Source organism: Alteromonas sp. CNT1-28 (assembly GCF_022348345.1).
GTDB classification, from domain to species: domain Bacteria; phylum Pseudomonadota; class Gammaproteobacteria; order Enterobacterales; family Alteromonadaceae; genus Alteromonas; species Alteromonas macleodii.
The window spans coordinates 44,980-64,926 of record NZ_JAKREZ010000025.1 but is presented as its reverse complement, the minus strand read 5'-3'; the positions used below and the strand labels follow the sequence as shown (position 1 = coordinate 64,926).

The following is a 19,947-nucleotide window of genomic DNA, read 5'->3' as shown; positions in this document are numbered from 1 at the left end:
CTAAATTTGCTTTTGAAGTAATGCATTAAATTTGAATCACAATGTAATTAAGGCTTTATCCGGTTGAACACGTATCAAGAATCGATATCACAAACTGAAATAGAACGAGACACAACCGACATGCTAATTGGCAATAGCTTTGTCGGCTTCTTGATGACGATATTTGCCTTTTCTGGCCTGGTATTTTTCTTTGAAAGCGACTCCCCTTCAACATTTGCAAATAAACTACAGATTTGGGGAGTAATGGTGTGCGTCTCACTTCTGAGGCTAATTGATGCATTATATTGGCGCACTAATTTGGCAGGAAAAGCTTATAACCCGCGCCCTGCTTTGATTCGGTTTTCGACCGGTCTCTATGTTACGGGTTGTATTTGGGCGCTTTATTCAGTGCTTTTCTATTCATCCATGACAACTGTCGAACTAGCAGCGACTATGGTTGTACTCGCCGCTATGTCCGGAGGAGCTGGAACCGTCCTGTCTCCGAACATAAAACTCGTCGGATTCTACTCTACTGCTCTTCTTGTACCTATGTCGTTATGTGCGTTAATAGATGCTAGCGGGAAATTTTTTATTTTAGGTGTGCTTGGCTTGGTTTTCTGGTTTGGTATTTTCGCCAGTGCTTTTCGCTACCATCGCTTTTTCATCAGTACGTTACACCTTAAAGCTAAGAATAATAGTTTGATGGAACAGATGCGTATTGAGCGTAGTGAAACAGTTAAAGTAAACAAACTACTCATAGCTTCAAACGAAAAGCTCGATGCATCTAACGCCAACCTTGAAGCGGAAGTGGAAAGAAGAACGGCGGATTTATATCGGTTGTCTAACAGAGATCCACTGACAAATTTGCTTAATCGCAATGGCTTTCTCAAGCATCTCAACAATTTGATAGACACTACACGTGCCCTTGATAACTCGCTCGCCCTTTTATTTATCGACTTAGACGGATTCAAGCAAGTTAACGACAGTTTAGGACATAAAGTCGGCGATATTGTCCTTGCCGAAATTGCCAACAGACTTCGTAACTATACGGAAGAAAATCACCTAGGAAGATGGGGAGGAGACGAATTCGTCGCCGTAATTCCTTATGCTAATGTTGATACCGCAAAGGCCGTAGCACACGCTATGCGCAGTGGCGTCACTATTCCCATTATTGCGAACGACAATCAGGTAACGTTAGACGCCACTATCGGCATCGCTATGTTCCCCGTTCATGGCGACAGCGCTGTTGATTTAATTCAACAGGCCGACCTGACTATGTATGATCAAAAGCGTAAGCAAAGAGGCTCTATTGGCGTATTTAACGAAACGTTGCACAACGAAATAAAGCGAGAGCAGCGCCTTTGTGAACGCTTAAGATTAGCCATTGAAAATAGTGAGTTTACTGTTTTTATCAACCTATCATTGACGTCACGACAAACTCCTTGTCGTCAGTAGAAGCGCTTTTACGGTGGAACTGCGACGGAGAAAATATCTCTCCTGCGGTATTTATCCCCCTTGCAGAGCGCAGCGGGCTAATGCCAGAAATAGGTGCGTGGGTATTAAATAGAGCGCTTATCGACCTTTCACATTGGCAGTTCAAACCCGGTCTCGCAATGTCGATAAATGTATCAGTCGCGCAGCTGCTCGATGACAGCTTCTTTAAAGTTTTAGATAATGCCCTCAGCACAACTAAAATTTCACCAGAACGCCTCTATCTAGAAATAACTGAAAGCGTATTCGCTATTGATAAAGATCTAGTGACTAAGCGAGTGAGCGAACTCGTAGCCCGTGATGTCAAAATATCAATTGATGACTTTGGTACAGGTTATTCATCTTTAAACCGTCTTCAATCTATGCCATTCAATTTTATTAAAATTGACCGCTCTTTTATACAGAATAGCTCTGAAGAGAGTGATACCATAATAAGAGCAACACTTTTAATGGCTAAAGAGTTTGGCTGTAAAACCATTGCAGAGGGCATCGAAACTGAGCAGCAAAGGCAACATTTGTCGCAGCTTGGAACCGACTATTTGCAAGGCTTTTACTTCGCTAGACCAATGAACGCCAACGACCTTATTTCTTGGTATAACGAAAACTACTAATAACCATGGCTCAACTTTATTTTTATTACTCTGCAATGAACGCAGGGAAGTCTACATCACTCCTCCAATCAGCTTATAACTACCGTGAACGCGGTATGCATTCAGTGATTTATACCGCAGCGCTTGATGATCGATACGGCGTTGGGAAAGTCACTTCTCGTATCGGCTTACAAGCAGATGCCAAGCTATACGCAAAAGGCGATGATTTGTTTGCCTCAATAAGCAAAGACTGCGAAGCGTTAAAGCCCGACTGCATTTTTATTGACGAAGCACAGTTCTTAACAAAGGCACAAGTAAAGCAGCTAGTGGACGTAGTTGATGAACTTGATGTGCCGGTACTAGCCTACGGCCTGCGTACCGACTTTTTAGGTGAAACTTTTGAAGGCAGTCATTATTTGCTGGCTTGGGCAGATAAACTATCTGAACTAAAAACCGTTTGCCATTGCGGTAAAAAAGCAAGTTTCGTGGTGCGTTTAGACGAAAATGGCAATGCTGTAAAAAATGGTGATCAAGTACAAATTGGCGGCAACGACACCTATGAATCAATGTGTCGCAAGCACTTTAAAGAACTGGTTTGGGACTAAATCCCAACGTCAAGTAACCTAACTAAAATAAGCGGTCTCTGAACCTCATATCTGTTGCGGGCTATAGCATTTATTGTCCGCTTCTCATTCTCTAAAAAATTTGCCACTCCCCCTTCAGCTCTTTGCCAGATTTCAATCGGCGTTATCCAAACTTTCTCGGTACTATCTAGAGGTAGCAAGAAAAAGCATTAAGCATTCTTGCTAGCCACAAATAGCCGATTATTACCTGTATTTGCAAACACCTTTCTTAAACAATTAAGAAAACACTTGCGTATGAGTAAAACAACTACTATTGTTAAAGCGTTGTAAATAATAAAACCTTTGTTTAACACACTCAGCAAGGTATGACTCATGAAGCACACCAGTACGTTTAAACCTGCGTTAATCGCTATTTCTATTACCGCCGCCCTTAACAGCGGTTCAGTAGTAGCACAAGACACACCAGACGACGAACAAGTAGAAATTATTCAAGTTTCGGGTATTCGAGGCTCTTTGATGCGCGCCCAAGCGGTGAAAATGGACAACGATTCCATTGTTGAGGCCATTTCCGCAGAAGACATTGGTAAGCTTCCAGACTCTTCAATCGCAGAATCACTTGCCCGCTTGCCAGGCCTATCAGGTGAGCGCGTAGGCGGACGAACGTCTGGTATTTCGGTACGTGGCTTCAAAGAAGACTTTACCGGCACCTCGCTGAACGGACGAGAGCTTATCGGTATTGGCGATAACCGTGGCGTAGAGTACGACTTATACCCTGCTGAAATCATGACAGGTGCCACAATTTACAAAACCTCTGACGCTTCGCTTATTGTCCAAGGTATTGGCGGTACAGTAGACTTGCAAACAGTACGTCCTCTAGCAGCCCAGGAAACCCTTACCGTCACTGGGGTCTATGAACTAGGTGGCAACGATTCAGATAATCCAGAATTCGACAATAGCGGCAACCGGTTCGCCCTTTCCTTTGTAGAAAAGTTTGCAGACGACACGGTAGGTCTCGCACTTGCCATTGCATCAACGGAGTCCCCCAGAAACGAGAGAAAATACGGTGTTTGGGGATATGGTGAGAATGACGATGGTCAGGTGCTTCCGTTTGGTTTAGACACTCAGGCCATTAGCCGCGTGCTAGAACGCGACACGATTTCAGCCATTCTTCAATGGCGTCCCACCGATAGACTAGACATTGTTTTTGATGCGCTAGATATTGATTATTCCGACTCAGGTGTTATTCGCGGTTTCATCGAACCCTTCGCTGCGGCAAATGTAAGTGGTACAGGCATTAATAACTCGGGCACGCAAGTTAACGCGAATCCAGTACTGCGTACAGATCCCGCGCAAAAAGATGGCGAGCTTCAAACCTTCGGTTTAAATATCAAATACGACATAACCGATGAGTGGTCTCTTACTTTAGACGTGGCAGACAGTGAGTCGAACAAACGTGACTTGCGTGGTGAATCATACGCTGGTTTAGCGCGTTCTGGTGCGCTCGGCGAAGGGCAATTAGGTTCACGTCAATTCGAAATGAGCACTGATGGTATTTACTTTACCGGCAGTAGCGGCCTTGATGCATTCTCTGATCCCACCATGTTACAGCTTGCGGGCCCTCAAGTTTGGGGGGGCGGTATGGCTAACATTGCCGATCAGTTTACCACCGATGTGTTACAGGCAAATGGTCAACCTTACAGCTATTTCAACGCCCAAGACGGCTTCCTGAACTTTGCTGATTTTGAAGAAGAGCTGACCACAATACGTTTTGAGGCAGTTGGTTATGTAGATTGGGGAATCTTCAACACTTTTACGGCCGGCGTAAACTATAGCGACCGATACAAAGCAAAAGATAACAAAGGTTTCTTCGCAACCGCATCATCTTATCCATTTTCTGAAGCGATCCCTGAGCAGTTTCTGTACAACGGCTTAGCTGACTTAACCTGGGCTGGCATGGGTTACGTTGTAGCCTACGACGGATTTGCCCCTTACAACGATGGTGAATATACGCTTAATGATGCAGGGCTTCTAGAACCTGATCGTTTAGGTGATACCTACACCATTGATGAAGAAGTAACTACATTATACGCCCAGCTAGACTTTGAGACTGAAGTTCAAGGTTTCAATGTAAAAGGTAACGTGGGTGCACAATATGTACAAACAGACCAAAGCTCAACGGGTTTCATTGGTATTGTAGGCCCGAACTTTGCCGTGTGTGACGACGATGGCAACCAAGTGGTTGATGCGGACTGTATTATTACCGATGGCGATGATTACTCTCACTTCCTACCTAGCCTGAACGTAAGTGTCGAACTTAATGAGAATCGCTACCTGCGCTTGGCGGCATCGAAAACCATTAGTCGAGCGCGTATCGACCAAATGAAAGCATCAGGCTTTGTTAAGTTTGATCAAAATATTGAGCTGATTGCCACAGAAAATTCTGAGGCGGCGGTGAGAGAGTTCGGCTCGCCTTGGTCTAAATTTACGGGTAACCCAACCCTTCGTCCGTTAGAAGCCAACAACTTTGACATTTCATTTGAAAACTACTTCGAGGAAGAAGGTTATGTCTCGATTGCGCTTTTCTATAAAGATTTGGTCAATTGGACCCGCGACGGTAACCAGCTTATTGATTTCACGAATGACGTAACCAATGACGGTGCGAACTACTTCATCCCTGGATTCCATGACAGGGTCGTGGACGTTGCTGGTAACTACGGCCCGCAAGACACGCCTTACGAAGTGGGCGATTTAGTAACTCCGCCAGACCAAGGCTTCTATTCATTCTTCGAAGATGGCCTAAAAGGTGAAATGAAAGGGGTTGAGCTAACGGCCAATGTTCCTTTGAGAATGCTCACTGACTCTCTGGATGGATTTGGTATTGCCGCTTCTGCGACAATCCTAGATGCGGAGCTTGAAGATGGCACAGCCATTCCAGGCCAATCAGACAATACGTACAGCATTACAGCGTACTATGAGATGAACGGCTTTGAGATTAGGGTTGCGGCAACCGATCGTTCTGAGTTCCTCACATATCAGCGTGGAGGTTCAAACAAAATTGAGCCAGCAACTCGTAACGCCGTTACCCAAGTCGATGCTCAAATTAGCTACGATTTTGCAGATAGCGGAATTGAGTACTTGGAAGGGCTAAGAGTGTCGTTACAAGGCGTCAACCTGACTGATGAGAAAGAAGAAACCATTGATGATGCGGGCATTGTTACGCTCCGCCGCGAGTTTGGTCCTTCTTATATGCTAAACCTCAACTATTCGTTCTATTAAAAGGGACCATCCCTTTTGAACGTACGAAAATAATGGCACGCATCTTTAGATAGTGGATACGTGCCTTGCATTACTGCCATGTAAAGTGTGGCAGCAATGCGCAACTCTGATACTGTTTAATTTCACCCTTCTTTTATTGCAGAGCCTTTAATGACAACACCACACCGAATTGTTATTGCTGGAGGCGGCACAGCAGGTTGGATGGCTGCCAACCTTTTAGCTCACCGCTGGGCTAATCAAGCTGTGACCATCACACTCATAGAATCAGAAGACATTGGCACAATAGGCGTAGGCGAAGGCTCGACACCTACTCTCAAGCGTTTCTTCCAAACTCTTGATATTCCTGAGTATGATTGGATGGAAGAGTGCCAAGCAACGTATAAAGTTAATATCAAGTTCACGGGCTGGAATGGCAATAATTCACACAGCTACTCTCACCCCTTTATTAGCCAGCTAGATGTTTTTAGTGAACGAGCATTTCACGTTAATGCCTTAACCAGAAGGCTGGGTCTCGATGTTGAAACTCGACCTGATAAGTTTCTTATGGCGGGGTATTTGGCAAAGAAAAACCTTGCCCCTCTTCCCTCACATAATTTTCCATTCGATATAGAATACGGCTACCACTTTGACTCTCTAAAACTTGGACGATTCTTACGCGAGCGCGCTAAATCAAAAGGCGTATATCACGTTGTTGGTAATATTGAATCGGTGCATACCTCACCATCTGGCGACATTTCACATCTCGTTTGTCAAGATGGACAAAAACTTGATGGAGATCTGTTCATAGATTGCACGGGTTTTTCAGGACTCCTTTTACAAAAGACGCTAGGCGTACCGTTTAGGGACTTTAGTGACAACCTATTCAATGACTCGGCCGTTGTGTTGCCTACACCAGCATGCGCTAATTTACCGGTTGAAACCGAGTCGGTTGCCATGTCGAACGGTTGGCGTTGGCAGATACCCCTTCGCAACCGCACGGGAAACGGATATGTGTATAGTCAGCAGTACCAAGAGAAAGACGCTGCAGAATGTGAATTGCGACGCGCATTGGGGATGGAAAATACCGATGTTGAAGCAAAGCACTTGTCTATGCGTGTAGGTCAATGTGAAAGGCATTGGGAGAAGAATTGTCTTGCACTAGGCTTGTCACAAGGGTTTATTGAACCTTTAGAAGCAACGGCACTACACCTAGTTCAAACGAGCATCGAGCTTTTCGCGGACAACTATTCTTTCAACGAAACAAGTGCTCAACAGAGACAGGCGTTTAATCAGGAAGTTTCAGAGCGCTTTGAACGCGTCCGAGATTATATCGTGTGTCATTACAAGCTAAACGGGCGCAACGACAGTGACTATTGGAGAGACAACAGAGCTAACATGAAGCTGTCCGAATCACTGCTTAGTTTACTTGATGTGTGGTACAGAAAAGGGGATATTGTTGAGGAAATAAAACGGCAAGGTATTGGTCGACATTTCAGCACAACGTCGTGGCACTGTTTGTTGTCTGGCTATGGTGTATTCCCGCCACCGGCACTCAATCAGCCCGCTTCTTTGAAGGAAAGCGGCGATCTTTTCGAAGAAAAGAAACTTGCCGCATTTTTTAATCGCTGCTCACTAAACTTTGAATTGCAATCTACGTTATTTAGCGCGGGCTGAATTTCAAGGCTCAGCCTATACCGTCTCGCCGAGTTGCAACTCAAAAGGCAGCATACTCTTTGCTGTTACATGATTAAGTAGCGCTTTTGTTGCTTCTACGCCTTTGCCACTGCTGGATTGGCAAACTGTAGTAAGACGCGGGCGCGCACGCTCAGCTTCCCCAATACCATCAAACCCCGTGATTTTTAGCTCTTCCGGTACCTTAATATTCATATCCAAGGCTAAGTGAAGTAGCTCAAGGGCTATAATGTCACTCATACACAAAACCACATTAGGTCTTGGAGCGCTGGTCAATACTTCTTTGGCAGCCTGTCTTGCAAAGTGCCTGTCACTTTCTGGCAAATTCCATATACGCTCATTACTAACCGTGATGTTCTTTTCTTCAGCGGCCCTTAAATAACCATCAAGTCGACGGTGAGCAATTGAGCTGTCTGCGGCAATTAACGGACTATCATAAATACGGCATGTGGAAGGCGAGTCAATCAGGCGAAGCCCAAAGATTGCCACATTGTCACCTTCATTTAACGCATGAGACGCAACACGATAGGCCGCTTCTTCGTTATCAATATTTATAGATGGCTTGTCTTCGATATCAAAGTCAACGGTGACCACAGGTTTTGGCGACACTGCCAACTCCGCTACCAAGTTGCTGTTGCGCGGTTGTCCGTAACAGATAAAACCATCAACAAAATCTACAACATCAAGAATGCTGTCAGAGTCGCCCGCGTACAGTAACAAATGCTTGCCATTTTCTTGAAGCGCAGAAGAAACACCTTTAATAAAAGTACTCGCGACGGGGTCACTCACCATATATGAAATGCTGTCGGCTAATACTAAAGCCACAATATTTGATGTGCCCTTTCTGAGGATCTGTGCTGCTTTATTGGGGCCGCTGTAACCAATCTTTTTGCACTGCGCTAAAATCACTTCGCGCTTCGCTTTTGATAATTGGTCCGGGCGGTTAAATGCATTTGAAATGGTTGCCGTTGAAACGCCCAACTGTTCAGCAACATCTTTTAGGGTAAGTTTTGTTCTATTCATTATTTTTAGCTCTTTTCACGAAACTAACTACCCAGATTTAAAAACAAAAAAGGGTAGCAAGCGTGCGCTCTGACTACCCTCTGACTATATCATTAACTTAAACGTTTAACGCGTGAAATTTAGCGCTAATTCGATGAGTTGTGTAACAAATTGCTCAATGGCTTAATTTTTAGAGATTTTCGCTCTTAGCGCGTGCCAAAGATTTTGTCTCCAGCATCCCCCAATCCCGGTAGGATATAGCCTTTCTCATTCAATCTATCATCGATTGCGGCGGTAAAGATATCAACATCAGGGTGTGCTTCAACAACGGCTTTAATGCCTTCAGGCGCAGCAACAAGGAATAGTCCCATTATTCTTCGACACCCTTTCTTTTTCAGAAGGTCGATTGTTGCAATCAACGTACCGCCTGTTGCCAGCATTGGGTCAACAATCAGTGCGGTACGTTCATCAATGTTTTTTACTACCTTGTCAAAATAGGCAACTGGCTGCAGTGTATCTTCATCACGGTACAGACCGACTACACTAATCTTCGCATTTGGAATAAGTTCCAGTACGCCTTCAAGCATTCCTAAGCCAGCACGAAGAATAGGGACAACAGTTATTTTCTTACCTTTAATTTGTCTTACTTCTACCTCATCCTCCGACCAACTTTTAATCGTCGCTCTTTCCGTAGGCAGTGTTCGCGTTGCTTCATAAGTCAGAAGGTTCCCTACTTCAGAGGCAAGCTCGCGAAAGTCTTTGCTGCTAATTTTAGCGTATCGCATAAGCCCTAGTTTGTGCGCAATAAGCGGGTGGGTAATTTCGTGAACGGCCATGTAAGACTCCTTGTAATCGATTTAGCTATATTTTAACCCAGAAGTATTTTAGTTAAAGCGATTAGTCGTAAAAATATGTCTATTCGATGCGTGCACTAGACAAACAGAGCCAGCTTTCTTTAACAAAGCCCTATTATTGGTAAACACTACCTAGTGAATACACACTTTTGAAAAAACACCAAATATGTCTTGGCTACAATTTCACTACCCTACTTGCAAAGTAGCGCCATCAGGCATCGTTACTTCAATTTTCATGTTCCCGCCAACCGCAGCTAAATATGCAGCCGCACGTTGAAGTGAAACGTCCTGAATACGTTTTGATTCCAACTTACTTACACCAGAAGCTGTGACCGATAACGCCATTGCTACGACTTCCTGTTTAACTCTGTGCTGCTTTCTGATGTCACCTAATGTGATTTCTTTCATTGTCTTTTACCGAGAATTACGGGCATTAAAAAAGCCCAGATGGTGATACCTTCTGGGCTTTTGCAAAACGTTCTACCTGCAGTGCCCAGAAGCCAATACTTGCCCCTGAACACCGACGGTCAGGTGCAATCAGTAATTAAAATTATAAAAATAACCAGTTGAAACGTTTTGCATGATAATTCTCTTTTCACAATGTGCTTGTACAATCGGCCCTTTGCCGCGACTAAGCTAAATGTATTGGCCTCGGTGCTTTTTAAATATATAGCAGCGACCTTCTGTCACTTATCCTTAACCATACCATGTAGATAAGCAATAGCAATGACTTTCCGAAAAGGAAAGTGCCGAAAGCCGGCTATAAGCGCTTTATTAGGCAAGTAGAGGCTTTAAAAAACGTACGCTATCACCCACCGCCGCTTGCTTAAGTGATGCTAGAAAATTGGGGACCTGGTCGCTTCCTTCTTCAGGAGACCAGCTTGCAAAACCTTTATCATCGGTGACTTCGTAAGGCCCTTGTTTAACTTCCATGAAAACTACTGGGCTATGACACACCGTTGCGTGCCAGGTATTAGGAGGAATCTCAATTCCGCAGGTCTCTCCACGAGCGGTTAGCGTTACTCTGTTTTCGACTTCGCCATCGTCGCTGAAAAATAGAATGTCTAATTCGCCCTCTACCACCATGAAGAACTCCCACTTATGAGACTGTACATGTCGATGAGGCCGCACGTAGGAGTCAGGCATCATTGCAATAAACAAACGCTGTACCATGTCGGTATAAGATTTATGTACGTTCAAATTAGCCCGTCGGCGAGGACTTTCCTCAGCCGACTGTTTAAGCGTTTCAAACAACGCTTTATCAAAATACTGAATCTTATCCAACATCACACCCTGTCTATTATTGCGCTAGTAATTTAAAGCGTATCGCTCCTCCCCCCGATGGCGCAAGCTTTAATGACAAGACATCGGCAGACGTCACTACCTTTTTCTCGATGTTCATTGCGTAGGGGTTTGTTTTCCAATGCGCTTTCTCTCCATCCAGATAGAGCTGCGCTTCATACTGCTGACCTTCCTCTAGAAAGGTTAGCGGTAGTGATAATTCTCTGGCTTCTTCATTCGTAATTGCACCAACATACCAATCGTTTCCAGAGTAGGATTTGTGCTTGCTCGCTTTACGCGCCATTACAATATATTCGCCCACTTCCCCTTGAAGCGCTTTACTATGAGACCAGTCTGTAGGGACGTCTTTGATAAACTGAAACGCCGGTAAATTATTCTCATAATTACGAGGCAAGTCTGCAGCCATTTGGATAGGGCTATACAGCACTACGTATTGGGCCAGTTGCTTGGCAAGCGTTGTTTGAGGGCGCATTACCTCTCCTTTGCCCCACTCTATTCCGCCATCATTAGTTCTTACATAGTCAAAGTTGAAAATGCCAGGTGTGAAATCCATCGGACCAGCGAGCATGCGAGTAAACGCCAACATGGGAATATGGTTGGGTGGATTAGGTGCCGCCCACCCTGAGTTGTATTCCTGACCACGAGCGCTTTCTCGCGATATCCAGTTCGGATAAGTACGGCGAAGGCCGGTATCTTTTACCGATTCATGAGTGTTGATAGACAACTGATATTTCGCAGCGGTTGTGACGTTTTTAATGAAATGATTTACCACGTCTTGGCTGTCGGTATATTCATAGCGCAGTACATTGTTGTCGTCGCGCACTTTGAGATTTTGGCCGTGTGCAACATAGCCGGTTTTAATTTGAGAGACCCCTAGCTTGTTGTACAGGGCAAAACCGTCTTCCATCTGCGCTTCGTAGTTGGTTATTCCTCCTGATGTTTCATGGTGTCCTATTAACTTCACGCCAACGTGCTCGCCGTAGCTGGTCACCGCTTCAATATCAAAGTCTGGATAACTTTCTGTGAAAGAAAATAGCTCTGAATTCGCTATCCAATCACCATCCCAACCTTTATTCCAACCTTCAACCAATACACCATCAAAACCGTGTTTAGCGGCGAAGTCCATGTATTGCTTTGTGCGCCGAGTAGTAGCACCATGCTTGTCTCCAGAGCCCCACGTATACTCATCAATGTGCATTCCCCACCAAATACCTATGTATTTGCCTGGTTCAACCCAGCTCACGTCACCGAGCTTATTTGGCTCATTAAGATTCAAAACAAGGTACGAATTAATCAAATCCGTTGCGTCATTTCCTAACGTAATAGTGCGCCATGGGGTAACAAAACTACCAGTTTTATGCACCAAACTCCCGTCGTGACGAGGTGCCAGCGACGCTGTAAAACGCCCTAACTCTTGTCTTTTAAGGCTCATACCCGCGTAATCAACAAGGGCAGCTTCATGAATAGCGACATGAGTGCCGTTTTCATACTTCACCGTGAATGGCGTGTGAGCGGTGTGAACGTCTTGCAGATTAGTGGATTGATAAACATATTCATATCTATCTCGACCATGGGCGGGGATCCAAAACGCTTTTGCTTGATGAGAATCGACTAAGTTAAATTCAGTCAGCTCTCTAGTAATTATGCGATTACCGCTTGCAGGTAGCTCGTAGCGAAAGCCGATACCATCGTTAAAAACTCTGGCTCTTACAAGAAAAGTGCGGTCTTTATCGCTAGGGTTATAGAACTTGACCAAAAGCTCATTGTGGTTGTCGCGAATGTTTCGCTGCTCTCCCCACGGCTGCTGCCATGTTTGATCCACCGTATTCCTGCTTATCTCTTCTACTTTAAAGTCGCGATATAAAGGGGCGGCTTTTGCAAAAGTAAAACCAAGCTTACCGAGCCCTAAAACGGGTTCTCCGTTAAATGACACCCGATATTGCGCTAATTCGCCATCATCTGTGAACGATAACTTTACTTTTTTATCTGGGGAGAGAACCGATAACTCATTAGCTATTGAAGGCAGGGAGACGACCAATAAAAGAAGCAAAAATACGCGCATAAAATATCCAACAAAAGTTGTTAACCTAATGTTAGTATCAAGTAATGGCGAATTTTTGCAACCTTTTTCTTAATCGATTAAGTCTATTTTGGGTTAGCGCTTGTTTTTCTTCATTCTACGGCTTTGTTCTTGACGTTTCTCTTCTCGTTTTTCTTTCCGATCTTTCTTATCTGGCGTCAACGAACCTCTTTTGAATTTTGCTTTACGCTTGGCTTTCGCTTCAGCTTTCTTCGCCGCTTCGAGTGCCATTTCTTCTTTTTCAACTTCCAGCATTTCTGGAGTCTCTAGGGTTATTCGCCCCAACTTGCCCGACTGCAGTTCTTTAAGCAGGATCTCACATATTTTATGAAGGTTTACGCGGCCACCCGCTTGAATTGCCCCGCGCGTTTTAGCGGCGGCTTCTAAAAATTCAATTTCAGTGTCGGGCAGCTCGTCCAGCTTATAGCGCTCTTTCATTACCTCTGGATACGCTTTGATTAGATAATCGGCTGCAAAAAAACCGACATCGTCGTATTCCATCGCGGTGTTTTTAACGGCGCCCGATGAAGCTAACCGATAAATTGAATGTGGGTTTTCAAGCTTAGGCCACAGTACTCCCGGTGTATCGAATAATATAATACCGCTGCCCAAATTAATGCGCTGCTGGCTTTTCGTTACAGCAGGCTCGTTACCTGTTTTCGCAATGATTCGCTCGGCCAAAATATTAATTAGCGTTGATTTGCCAACGTTAGGTATACCCGTGATCATGGCCTTAATAGCTTTGGGCTGGCCTTCTTTGTACGAACAAATGCTTTTAACAAGCTGCATAATTTGCTTGCTATTGCCCGGGTTATCGCTAGAGGTCGTAATCGTCTTCACGCCGCGCTCTTTCTCTAAGCTTTCCTGCCAGCGCGCGGTAATTTCTGGATCTGCCAGATCGTACTTATTAAGAATTTTAATACAGGGCTTATCGCCGCGTATTTTTGCAATTTCGGGGTTTTCACTGGAATATGGAATACGCGCGTCAAGCACCTCAATAAGAATGTCTACTTGATTAAGCGACTCTTTAATTTCTTTTAGGGCCTTGTGCATATGCCCTGGGAACCATTGTAATGCCATGGTTGTTTCCTATCGTAATCGAGTTGAGGGGAGTGTGCTTAACGGGTTAATTCATAAGCGCAGATATTCACAGCGCTGGCTAAGTTTAACGAGTCAATCTTACCGCTTCCCGCAATGGTATACGCCGTTGCGTTTAGCTTTGATAGTGCCTCAACAGGCACGCCACGGGCTTCGTTACCAAACAGATAACACTGATAATCACCAAAGGTGTTAGAGGTGATATTACTACCATTCATATCCAAGAAAGCGAAACGTTCGAACCGCTCGCCTAGGCTTTCAAGCGCCACGTTTAATTCCATGTTTACATGGAAAATAGCCCCCATACTTGAGCGTACAACTTTCGAGTTGTATGGATCTACGCTATTTGGGCTTAGTAATAATGTAAAATCCCCAAACCACGCTAGCGTTCTTAGTATGGTGCCTAAGTTGCCAGGGTCTTGAACTTCATACAAATAAATGTACTTTTCGGCACTGGATTTGTTTGCTGAAATGCTGGTTTGTGACCGCTCTGAATATAACGCGGAGTTAGGAAGTGGAACGCGAGCAATAATACCTTGAGGTGACTTAGTATCGCTGAGTTGCTGCATTTGTTGAGACGATACCGTTTCTACCTTCATATTAGAGACTGAAGAATCAAGTTTTTCTTTCAGCCACGCCTCATAATCAGCTGTCACATAAAGGGTTATATCACCTAATGTACTGCTGTCATGCTGAGCAACATTAATTAACTCTAAAACTAAGTGCTCTCCTTCCACCAAATAGAATCCGAACTGCGTTCTAAATTTCTTTTGATGAAGCTTTTTCACGTCACTTAGTTTCATTTGCACTGCCCTTTTTATAACTTTCGGCGCAAGTGTAAGGTATGAAACCCAAAACGCAAAGCGGCAACGCTTAATAGTGAAACAAATAATGAGAGAAAAAGATTGTAGTGGAGAAATACGGGATAAAGGAGAGTATCAAAAAGGCGTTTCAAATATACTTGTAAACGCCTTTTTAATTACCGAGATACCAAGACACCTAAAGCGTTCCAACGTTTGCGTGGCTCACCAATTGGAATACATAAGCAGGCCTCTTCTTTTTCACTTGGTAAAATCTGACATACAACATTTGCACTTTTAAACTCGTGAGCAAGTTCTGTTGCAAATATTTCCGTCACACCCTCCACCAGCACAAACTCGTTTTGCTTTTTCAACGCTGTAGCCAACTCTTCTACCGCTTTTAGTGAAAGCGGCCACAAAGTACGCAATACTCTTAACGATGCAACTGAGGTGATATCGCCACCTTGAATTTGTACTTTAAACATTGAATTACTCGTCTAATGTTGTTGCTTCTTGAGTATCATCACTCGTTGACGCTAATGACGTGCCAGCGGCAAATCCACCTGCGCCTGCTAAACCAATACCAACGACACCAACTCCGATTTCACCAAGCGTTGCAGCGCCCGCAAGAGCAATGGGCACAGTTGCTAACCCTGCTGTGCCAACAATGGCAATACCCAAACCAATCATAGCAATGCCAACGCCTAGCTGCTCCCAACCATCAAAGCCGCCGGACACCATTTCAATTTCACTTGTATTTAACTCTTTCATTTACATTTCCTTGTTTTATTAGGCTTCCATTCGAAGCCAAAAACAGGGTAAAAAATGGAATAACAAATAGAAACTGTTCGATGGACGGGTTTTAACACTTAAGAGCTAAAGCACCGTCCAAACTGGTTTGGTTCGCTTTTTTTCCTACTGTTGGTCAGCTACAACATAAATTTCACCGTCGTAAATACCTTGGACGGTAAGCTTCTGGCTTGCCAGTGCCTGAAGGTAATCAATATGCGCTTGTTCCACTTTCTGTCCAGGAACAATAAGCGGAATACCAGGCGGATACGGTGTAATTAAACCTGCTGCAGTGCGTCCAACGCTGTTTTGCCATGGAATGGCTTCCCTAGGGCTGAAAAACGCTTTTGACGGAAGGTCGTCTAAATGAATTGGCGGAATGTCTGCCGGTAACGGACTCTTGCTCTTGCGCTTGCTTAGGTTAACGGCGCCATCATCAAGACGTTTTAACGCGTTGTATAGCCTTACAATTTTAGAGCGCATTCCACCTAGCGTAAGCAGTACTAGAATAGTGCTATGAGTAAACTTCTCGATTTCTAAACCAACTTCGTCCATTAAGAAACGATGTATTTCTTGGTTTGAATAATCAAGCGCCGATACGTCAATTAAGATTTTAAGCGGATCATGCCCAATGTTGTCACTTTCAAAGTGAGAAAACATATTCGCAAAGTCACTAGGCGAAAGTATTTTAAGTCGCTTAAACTTGGCCATTTGCGATTTGAGTTCGGCAACATTGCTCAATAGCTCATTAAGGATTTTGTAGCCTTCCATTTCCAGCTGCTGACGACATACATCAAGCGAGGCAATGAGTTGATACTTGGGCGAGGTACTGGTGTGAATTGCAAACACTTCTTTAAAAAAGTCTTTATCGAAATCTGGATCGTTTACATGAATAAAGGATGCTTGCGAGAACGCCGACACCACTTTGTGCGCAGAGTGAGTAATATAGTCTGCCCCAGCGGCGATAGCCGAGTAGTCACGCAATGCAGGATGGAACAAGGAATACGCAAACCATGCTTCGTCAATGAACACTTTAATGCCATGCTCGTGGGCTAAATTTACGACTTGCTTAAGGTCAGTCAATAACCCGTCGTAGGTACAGCCCGTCAGTACGATAAGTTTAGCGTCAGTATTTTCTTCAATAAGCTGCTTAATTTGCGCCATTCTAGGCGGTGAGAAAATACCGTATTCAGGGTTAAATACACTGTCTAAATACACCGGCATGGCTCGCGCCTGAATAATGCCGTAGTGCACTGACTTGTGGCAGTTTCTGTCGGCAATAACTTTGTCGCCCTCACGCAACAGCGTCTGCAAAATGATTTTGTTTGATGTAGAAGACCCGTTCGTGACGAAATAGGAATGACGAACTTCAAATGTATTGGCAACAGCGGCTTGCGCTTTACCAATAGCGTGAGTGCCATCTGATAGTGAGCCCAGCGAGTCTACGCTTACCGATAAGTCACTAACAAACACGTTACGACCAAAGAAGCGATAAAAATCACTGATATAGGGTGAATTTCTAAAGCTTGCGCCACCGCTGTGACCTGGCGTATGCCACGAGTCGTTAGACTCCACTACATAGTCTTTGTATTCAGTCCAAAACGGCGTTTCGTTTCTATCATCAAAGTCGTTGATGATATAACCCAAAATAGACTCTGGGTCTGAAATAATGTCGTTACGATAGAAGAACGATTCAATGCCATTGGCTTGGTTTACAATATCCAACCCTTTTACTGCATCGCCTAAGACATATACGGGGAGTTCAGGGCGAATGCGTTTAATGGAGTCTATAACTCTGGCGTTATTATCAATAACAGCGTTGCGTGCAGACGACTTTTCGCTTGTGGTTTTCTCGTTCGCGTTTTGTGAACTAGCGCTTTCGGCTGCGGGGCTTGTATTTTCATTAAGTACGCCATTTAATGGCACAACGTCTGTCAGCTCTTTAACCTTCGCCACCACATCCCAGCTAAATACCACAGCTTGAATATCACCGTCTTCACGAACAAATTGTAGTGCCTTTGCAACGGAGTTCGCTTCAAGCAGGCTTATTTCAACGTCACTTCGGTCAAAGTAAGTGATGGTGTTGCCTATACTTGACGTAATTTGTTCCAATAAATCAACAGCATCTTCTATAACAAGAATTTTTAAATGAGGGCGCATTAACCAACCATGTAATTAATAATGAGCATTTAGCGCTAGGCTAAAACTCATAAAACTAAGAATCAATAAACTAAGAATCTATAAACAAAAACAGTAAAACTAAAAATAGTGTAACTCTGAATTTCACTGGTGTCGTGTAAACTCTTGCTATGTCGAAATAAAAGTGCGTAAACGAATTGGACGAGGGCTAAATCACGCATGCACACACCTTCCCTTCAGAACCAATTCCCACACGCTTATCTCTCAAAATCAACGGAGCACACGAAGAACCTACGAGAATTTCTACACTACGCGAAAAATGTGCTCCCTTCTATTGCATCTGCAAAGAAAAACGCCTGGCCAATACATCATGACCACTGCTTTATGCGAGTGATTTTAGACAATATTGTCGGCTGTGCGTGGTATGAGGTCATTCCCTCGCCGGCCTATAACAACCTGACCGACGAGCAAGCCAACGCAGCGTTAAACCTCGCGAGACAGATAGCCACTGAGAGTGTCTCGCTTCACGCACTCAACCAACGCTCGAAACAATGGCGCAATAAGCAGCTAAAACTGGAGTTTTAGTATGACAAAACGAACAACCATTAACGACGCAATTTTGATAGAGGAAGGTCAAGACCTAGAGCGAATTGTGAAAGACAAACGTGCGCAATGGCGGGCTAATAACGCGAAAGCGCGTCGCAGACAACGCCGATATAAAAAGAAGCTTATTGCAGAACTTCCGCGAATTATCACCGATATTCGTAGCGCATATCCCGAAGATGAAGCCTAAAGCACTATCATAAAAGAAATCAATTACCTACAATCACTGCTAGAAAGTTGCGCTTAACAGAGCGTAACGTAAATTAATTCCTACTAAGAAAGTGACAGGACATACCATGGCGTTTAATTTAGCTATTAATAACGATATTGCAGTAATCACCTTTGACGACGGAAAAGTTAACGCCGTTGGGTTTGAGCTTATTCAGCAGTTTAACGATGCCTTAGATGAAGCAGAGCAAAACGCAAAAGCGGTTGTATTACACGGTGGTGAAGGCAAGTTTTGCGGCGGGTTTGATTTATCGGTAATGAAAGCCGACGACAAAGCAAAACAACACGAGTTGGTGTCAAAAGGCGCTGAGTTAATCGTACGTCTTTATAGCTTCCCACTACCTGTAGTCGTTGCTGCAGAAGGTCACAGCATTGCAATGGGCGCAATTATGCTTATGGCTGCTGACCTGCGCATTGGTAAAGACGCAGGTACTAAGTATGGGCTTAATGAAACCGCCATTGGTATGGTGCTACCGCCTTTCGGTATGGAGCTAGCCAAAGCCAGACTAGCGAATACGTCTCAAACTGAAGCATTGCTTTTTTCACGTATTTACCAAGGTAAAGAAGCAGTGAAAGCGGGCTTTATCGACGCTGCGGTGCCTCAAGAGCAGGTTTTAGCAACGGCCATGGGTTATGCAGAAAAGTTGAAGATGTTGCCTAGACAGTCTTTTGCTGAATCTAAGCTTCAGTTGCGTAAAGAGACAATAGCCAAGATGCAAGCCTAGGCCCTAGTTTGTAATAACGCGTTGAGACTTGTTACTTCAACGCGTTGTTTAGAAGTGATTACTTTACAGGGCCAGAACGGCGCTCTATCTCTTCTTTAAGTGCACTTCGAAGGCCTAGCTCAAAACTTAATTCCGCAAGCACAAATAGTGGTCCTATCGCCAGCCCCATTATGTCGTCGACAAACGCAGGCTTTTTACCCTCATAGTGATGACCAATAAATTGAAGCACCCAACCACCAATAAAAATACCAAGTGAAATAGCAAGCCATGTTCCCACTTCATTCTGTGCGATGGGTTGAGCGAAATAGACCATAGCCCCCGTAATAAGCGACATCACTATGCCAAGTTTTATATCTAACTTAATGTAGAACGCATTACCAATTGCCCAAACAAAGAGCGCTGGGCTTATGATCATTTCCCCAAAAATTGGCGCGCTAACTAGAAACGCAGGCTTACTTAGTAGACAGAAAACCGAGAAAACAATTAGCGGAATACCGACATAATGGGTGTATATGTTTCTTTGATCTCTGTGGTACTTGGCGTACTCACTCAAGTGCTGTTCTAAATTTTTCATACTGCGTCACCCATAAGTTATATCAAGGTGTTAGTTTACTCCCTTCTTTCGCTTACAAACTGTCGTTTTGACGACAAAGTGGAGGTATAGTGGTGCTCTTCGTGCTATTTGAGCTCAACGATTAAAGATGAACTTAGTTGGCTATCGCGAATCATAGTGAAA

The 19,947-nt window shown here is 44.2% G+C and carries 19 protein-coding genes; 8 read left to right on the top strand and 11 right to left on the bottom strand.

The annotated features are described in order from the left end of the window. The first annotated feature begins 63 nt into the window (after window positions 1–63). From MHN02_RS15020 to MHN02_RS15000, 5 genes are all read left to right on the top strand, one after another. The gene (locus MHN02_RS15020; RefSeq protein WP_239247112.1) at window positions 64–1,434 is read left to right on the top strand and encodes a GGDEF domain-containing protein; all 1,371 of its coding nucleotides are present in this window, start codon (window positions 64–66) and stop codon (window positions 1,432–1,434) included. After that, on the top strand, window positions 1,422–2,081 hold the full coding sequence (locus MHN02_RS15015) for an EAL domain-containing protein (RefSeq protein ID WP_239247110.1): 660 nt from the start codon (window positions 1,422–1,424) through the stop codon (window positions 2,079–2,081). Before MHN02_RS15020 ends, MHN02_RS15015 begins: the two co-directional genes overlap by 13 nt. Window positions 2,082–2,086: 5 nt before the next feature. Continuing rightward, window positions 2,087–2,665, top strand: a complete 579-nt coding sequence (locus MHN02_RS15010) for a thymidine kinase (protein WP_014950261.1) — start codon at window positions 2,087–2,089, stop codon at window positions 2,663–2,665. Window positions 2,666–3,016: 351 nt separating this feature from the next. Beyond that, window positions 3,017–5,920, top strand: a complete 2,904-nt coding sequence (locus tag MHN02_RS15005) for a TonB-dependent receptor (protein WP_239247107.1) — start codon at window positions 3,017–3,019, stop codon at window positions 5,918–5,920. Window positions 5,921–6,070: 150 nt separating this feature from the next. Continuing rightward, the gene (locus tag MHN02_RS15000; RefSeq protein WP_239247105.1) at window positions 6,071–7,573 is read left to right on the top strand and encodes a tryptophan halogenase family protein; all 1,503 of its coding nucleotides are present in this window, start codon (window positions 6,071–6,073) and stop codon (window positions 7,571–7,573) included. 15 nt (window positions 7,574–7,588) lie between these two features. Here MHN02_RS15000 and MHN02_RS14995 read toward each other — a convergent pair whose 3' ends face one another. The 10 genes from MHN02_RS14995 to MHN02_RS14950 form a co-directional block, all read right to left on the bottom strand. Continuing rightward, window positions 7,589–8,614, bottom strand: a complete 1,026-nt coding sequence (locus MHN02_RS14995; RefSeq protein ID WP_239247102.1) for a LacI family DNA-binding transcriptional regulator — start codon at window positions 8,612–8,614, stop codon at window positions 7,589–7,591. Window positions 8,615–8,799: 185 nt separating this feature from the next. Further along, entirely contained in the window at window positions 8,800–9,429 is a 630-nt protein-coding gene (upp, locus tag MHN02_RS14990; RefSeq protein WP_239247099.1) for a uracil phosphoribosyltransferase, read from the bottom strand. 204 nt (window positions 9,430–9,633) lie between these two features. Then, window positions 9,634–9,855 (bottom strand): XRE family transcriptional regulator, encoded by a 222-nt coding sequence (locus MHN02_RS14985; RefSeq protein WP_014950268.1) that lies wholly within the window; start codon window positions 9,853–9,855, stop codon window positions 9,634–9,636. A 366-nt stretch (window positions 9,856–10,221) separates the two neighbouring features. Further along, window positions 10,222–10,734 (bottom strand): WbuC family cupin fold metalloprotein, encoded by a 513-nt coding sequence (locus tag MHN02_RS14980; protein ID WP_156087354.1) that lies wholly within the window; start codon window positions 10,732–10,734, stop codon window positions 10,222–10,224. 13 nt (window positions 10,735–10,747) lie between these two features. Then, window positions 10,748–12,811: a glycoside hydrolase family 97 protein gene (locus MHN02_RS14975; RefSeq protein ID WP_239247097.1), complete on the bottom strand. Its 2,064-nt coding sequence runs from the start codon at window positions 12,809–12,811 to the stop codon at window positions 10,748–10,750. Window positions 12,812–12,904: 93 nt separating this feature from the next. After that, on the bottom strand, window positions 12,905–13,909 hold the full coding sequence (gene ylqF, locus MHN02_RS14970) for a ribosome biogenesis GTPase YlqF (protein ID WP_239247094.1): 1,005 nt from the start codon (window positions 13,907–13,909) through the stop codon (window positions 12,905–12,907). A 38-nt stretch (window positions 13,910–13,947) separates the two neighbouring features. Further along, the gene (locus MHN02_RS14965) at window positions 13,948–14,730 is read right to left on the bottom strand and encodes an RNA methyltransferase (protein WP_061486297.1); all 783 of its coding nucleotides are present in this window, start codon (window positions 14,728–14,730) and stop codon (window positions 13,948–13,950) included. Window positions 14,731–14,906: 176 nt separating this feature from the next. Beyond that, window positions 14,907–15,212, bottom strand: coding sequence for a hypothetical protein (locus MHN02_RS14960; protein ID WP_014977116.1), 306 nt, complete (start codon window positions 15,210–15,212; stop codon window positions 14,907–14,909). Between the two features lie 4 nt (window positions 15,213–15,216). Then, window positions 15,217–15,498: a hypothetical protein gene (locus tag MHN02_RS14955; protein WP_014950274.1), complete on the bottom strand. Its 282-nt coding sequence runs from the start codon at window positions 15,496–15,498 to the stop codon at window positions 15,217–15,219. 144 nt (window positions 15,499–15,642) lie between these two features. Beyond that, the gene (locus tag MHN02_RS14950) at window positions 15,643–17,676 is read right to left on the bottom strand and encodes an aminotransferase class V-fold PLP-dependent enzyme (RefSeq protein ID WP_239247091.1); all 2,034 of its coding nucleotides are present in this window, start codon (window positions 17,674–17,676) and stop codon (window positions 15,643–15,645) included. A gap of 198 nt (window positions 17,677–17,874) precedes the next feature. Here MHN02_RS14950 and MHN02_RS14945 point away from each other — a divergent pair, with 198 nt between their 5' ends. The 3 genes from MHN02_RS14945 to MHN02_RS14935 all read left to right on the top strand — a co-directional run bounded on the left by MHN02_RS14945 (window position 17,875) and on the right by MHN02_RS14935 (window position 19,211). Next, window positions 17,875–18,240 carry a hypothetical protein gene (locus MHN02_RS14945; protein ID WP_239247088.1) on the top strand — a complete coding sequence of 122 codons (366 nt, stop codon included), beginning with the start codon at window positions 17,875–17,877 and terminating at the stop codon, window positions 18,238–18,240. Window position 18,241: 1 nt separating this feature from the next. Next, window positions 18,242–18,448, top strand: a complete 207-nt coding sequence (locus tag MHN02_RS14940) for a hypothetical protein (protein WP_239247085.1) — start codon at window positions 18,242–18,244, stop codon at window positions 18,446–18,448. 106 nt (window positions 18,449–18,554) lie between these two features. Next, window positions 18,555–19,211 carry a crotonase/enoyl-CoA hydratase family protein gene (locus MHN02_RS14935; protein ID WP_239247082.1) on the top strand — a complete coding sequence of 219 codons (657 nt, stop codon included), beginning with the start codon at window positions 18,555–18,557 and terminating at the stop codon, window positions 19,209–19,211. A gap of 58 nt (window positions 19,212–19,269) precedes the next feature. Here MHN02_RS14935 and MHN02_RS14930 read toward each other — a convergent pair whose 3' ends face one another. Continuing rightward, window positions 19,270–19,785 (bottom strand): Mpo1-like protein, encoded by a 516-nt coding sequence (locus MHN02_RS14930; protein ID WP_239247079.1) that lies wholly within the window; start codon window positions 19,783–19,785, stop codon window positions 19,270–19,272. Window positions 19,786–19,947: the final 162 nt, after the last annotated feature.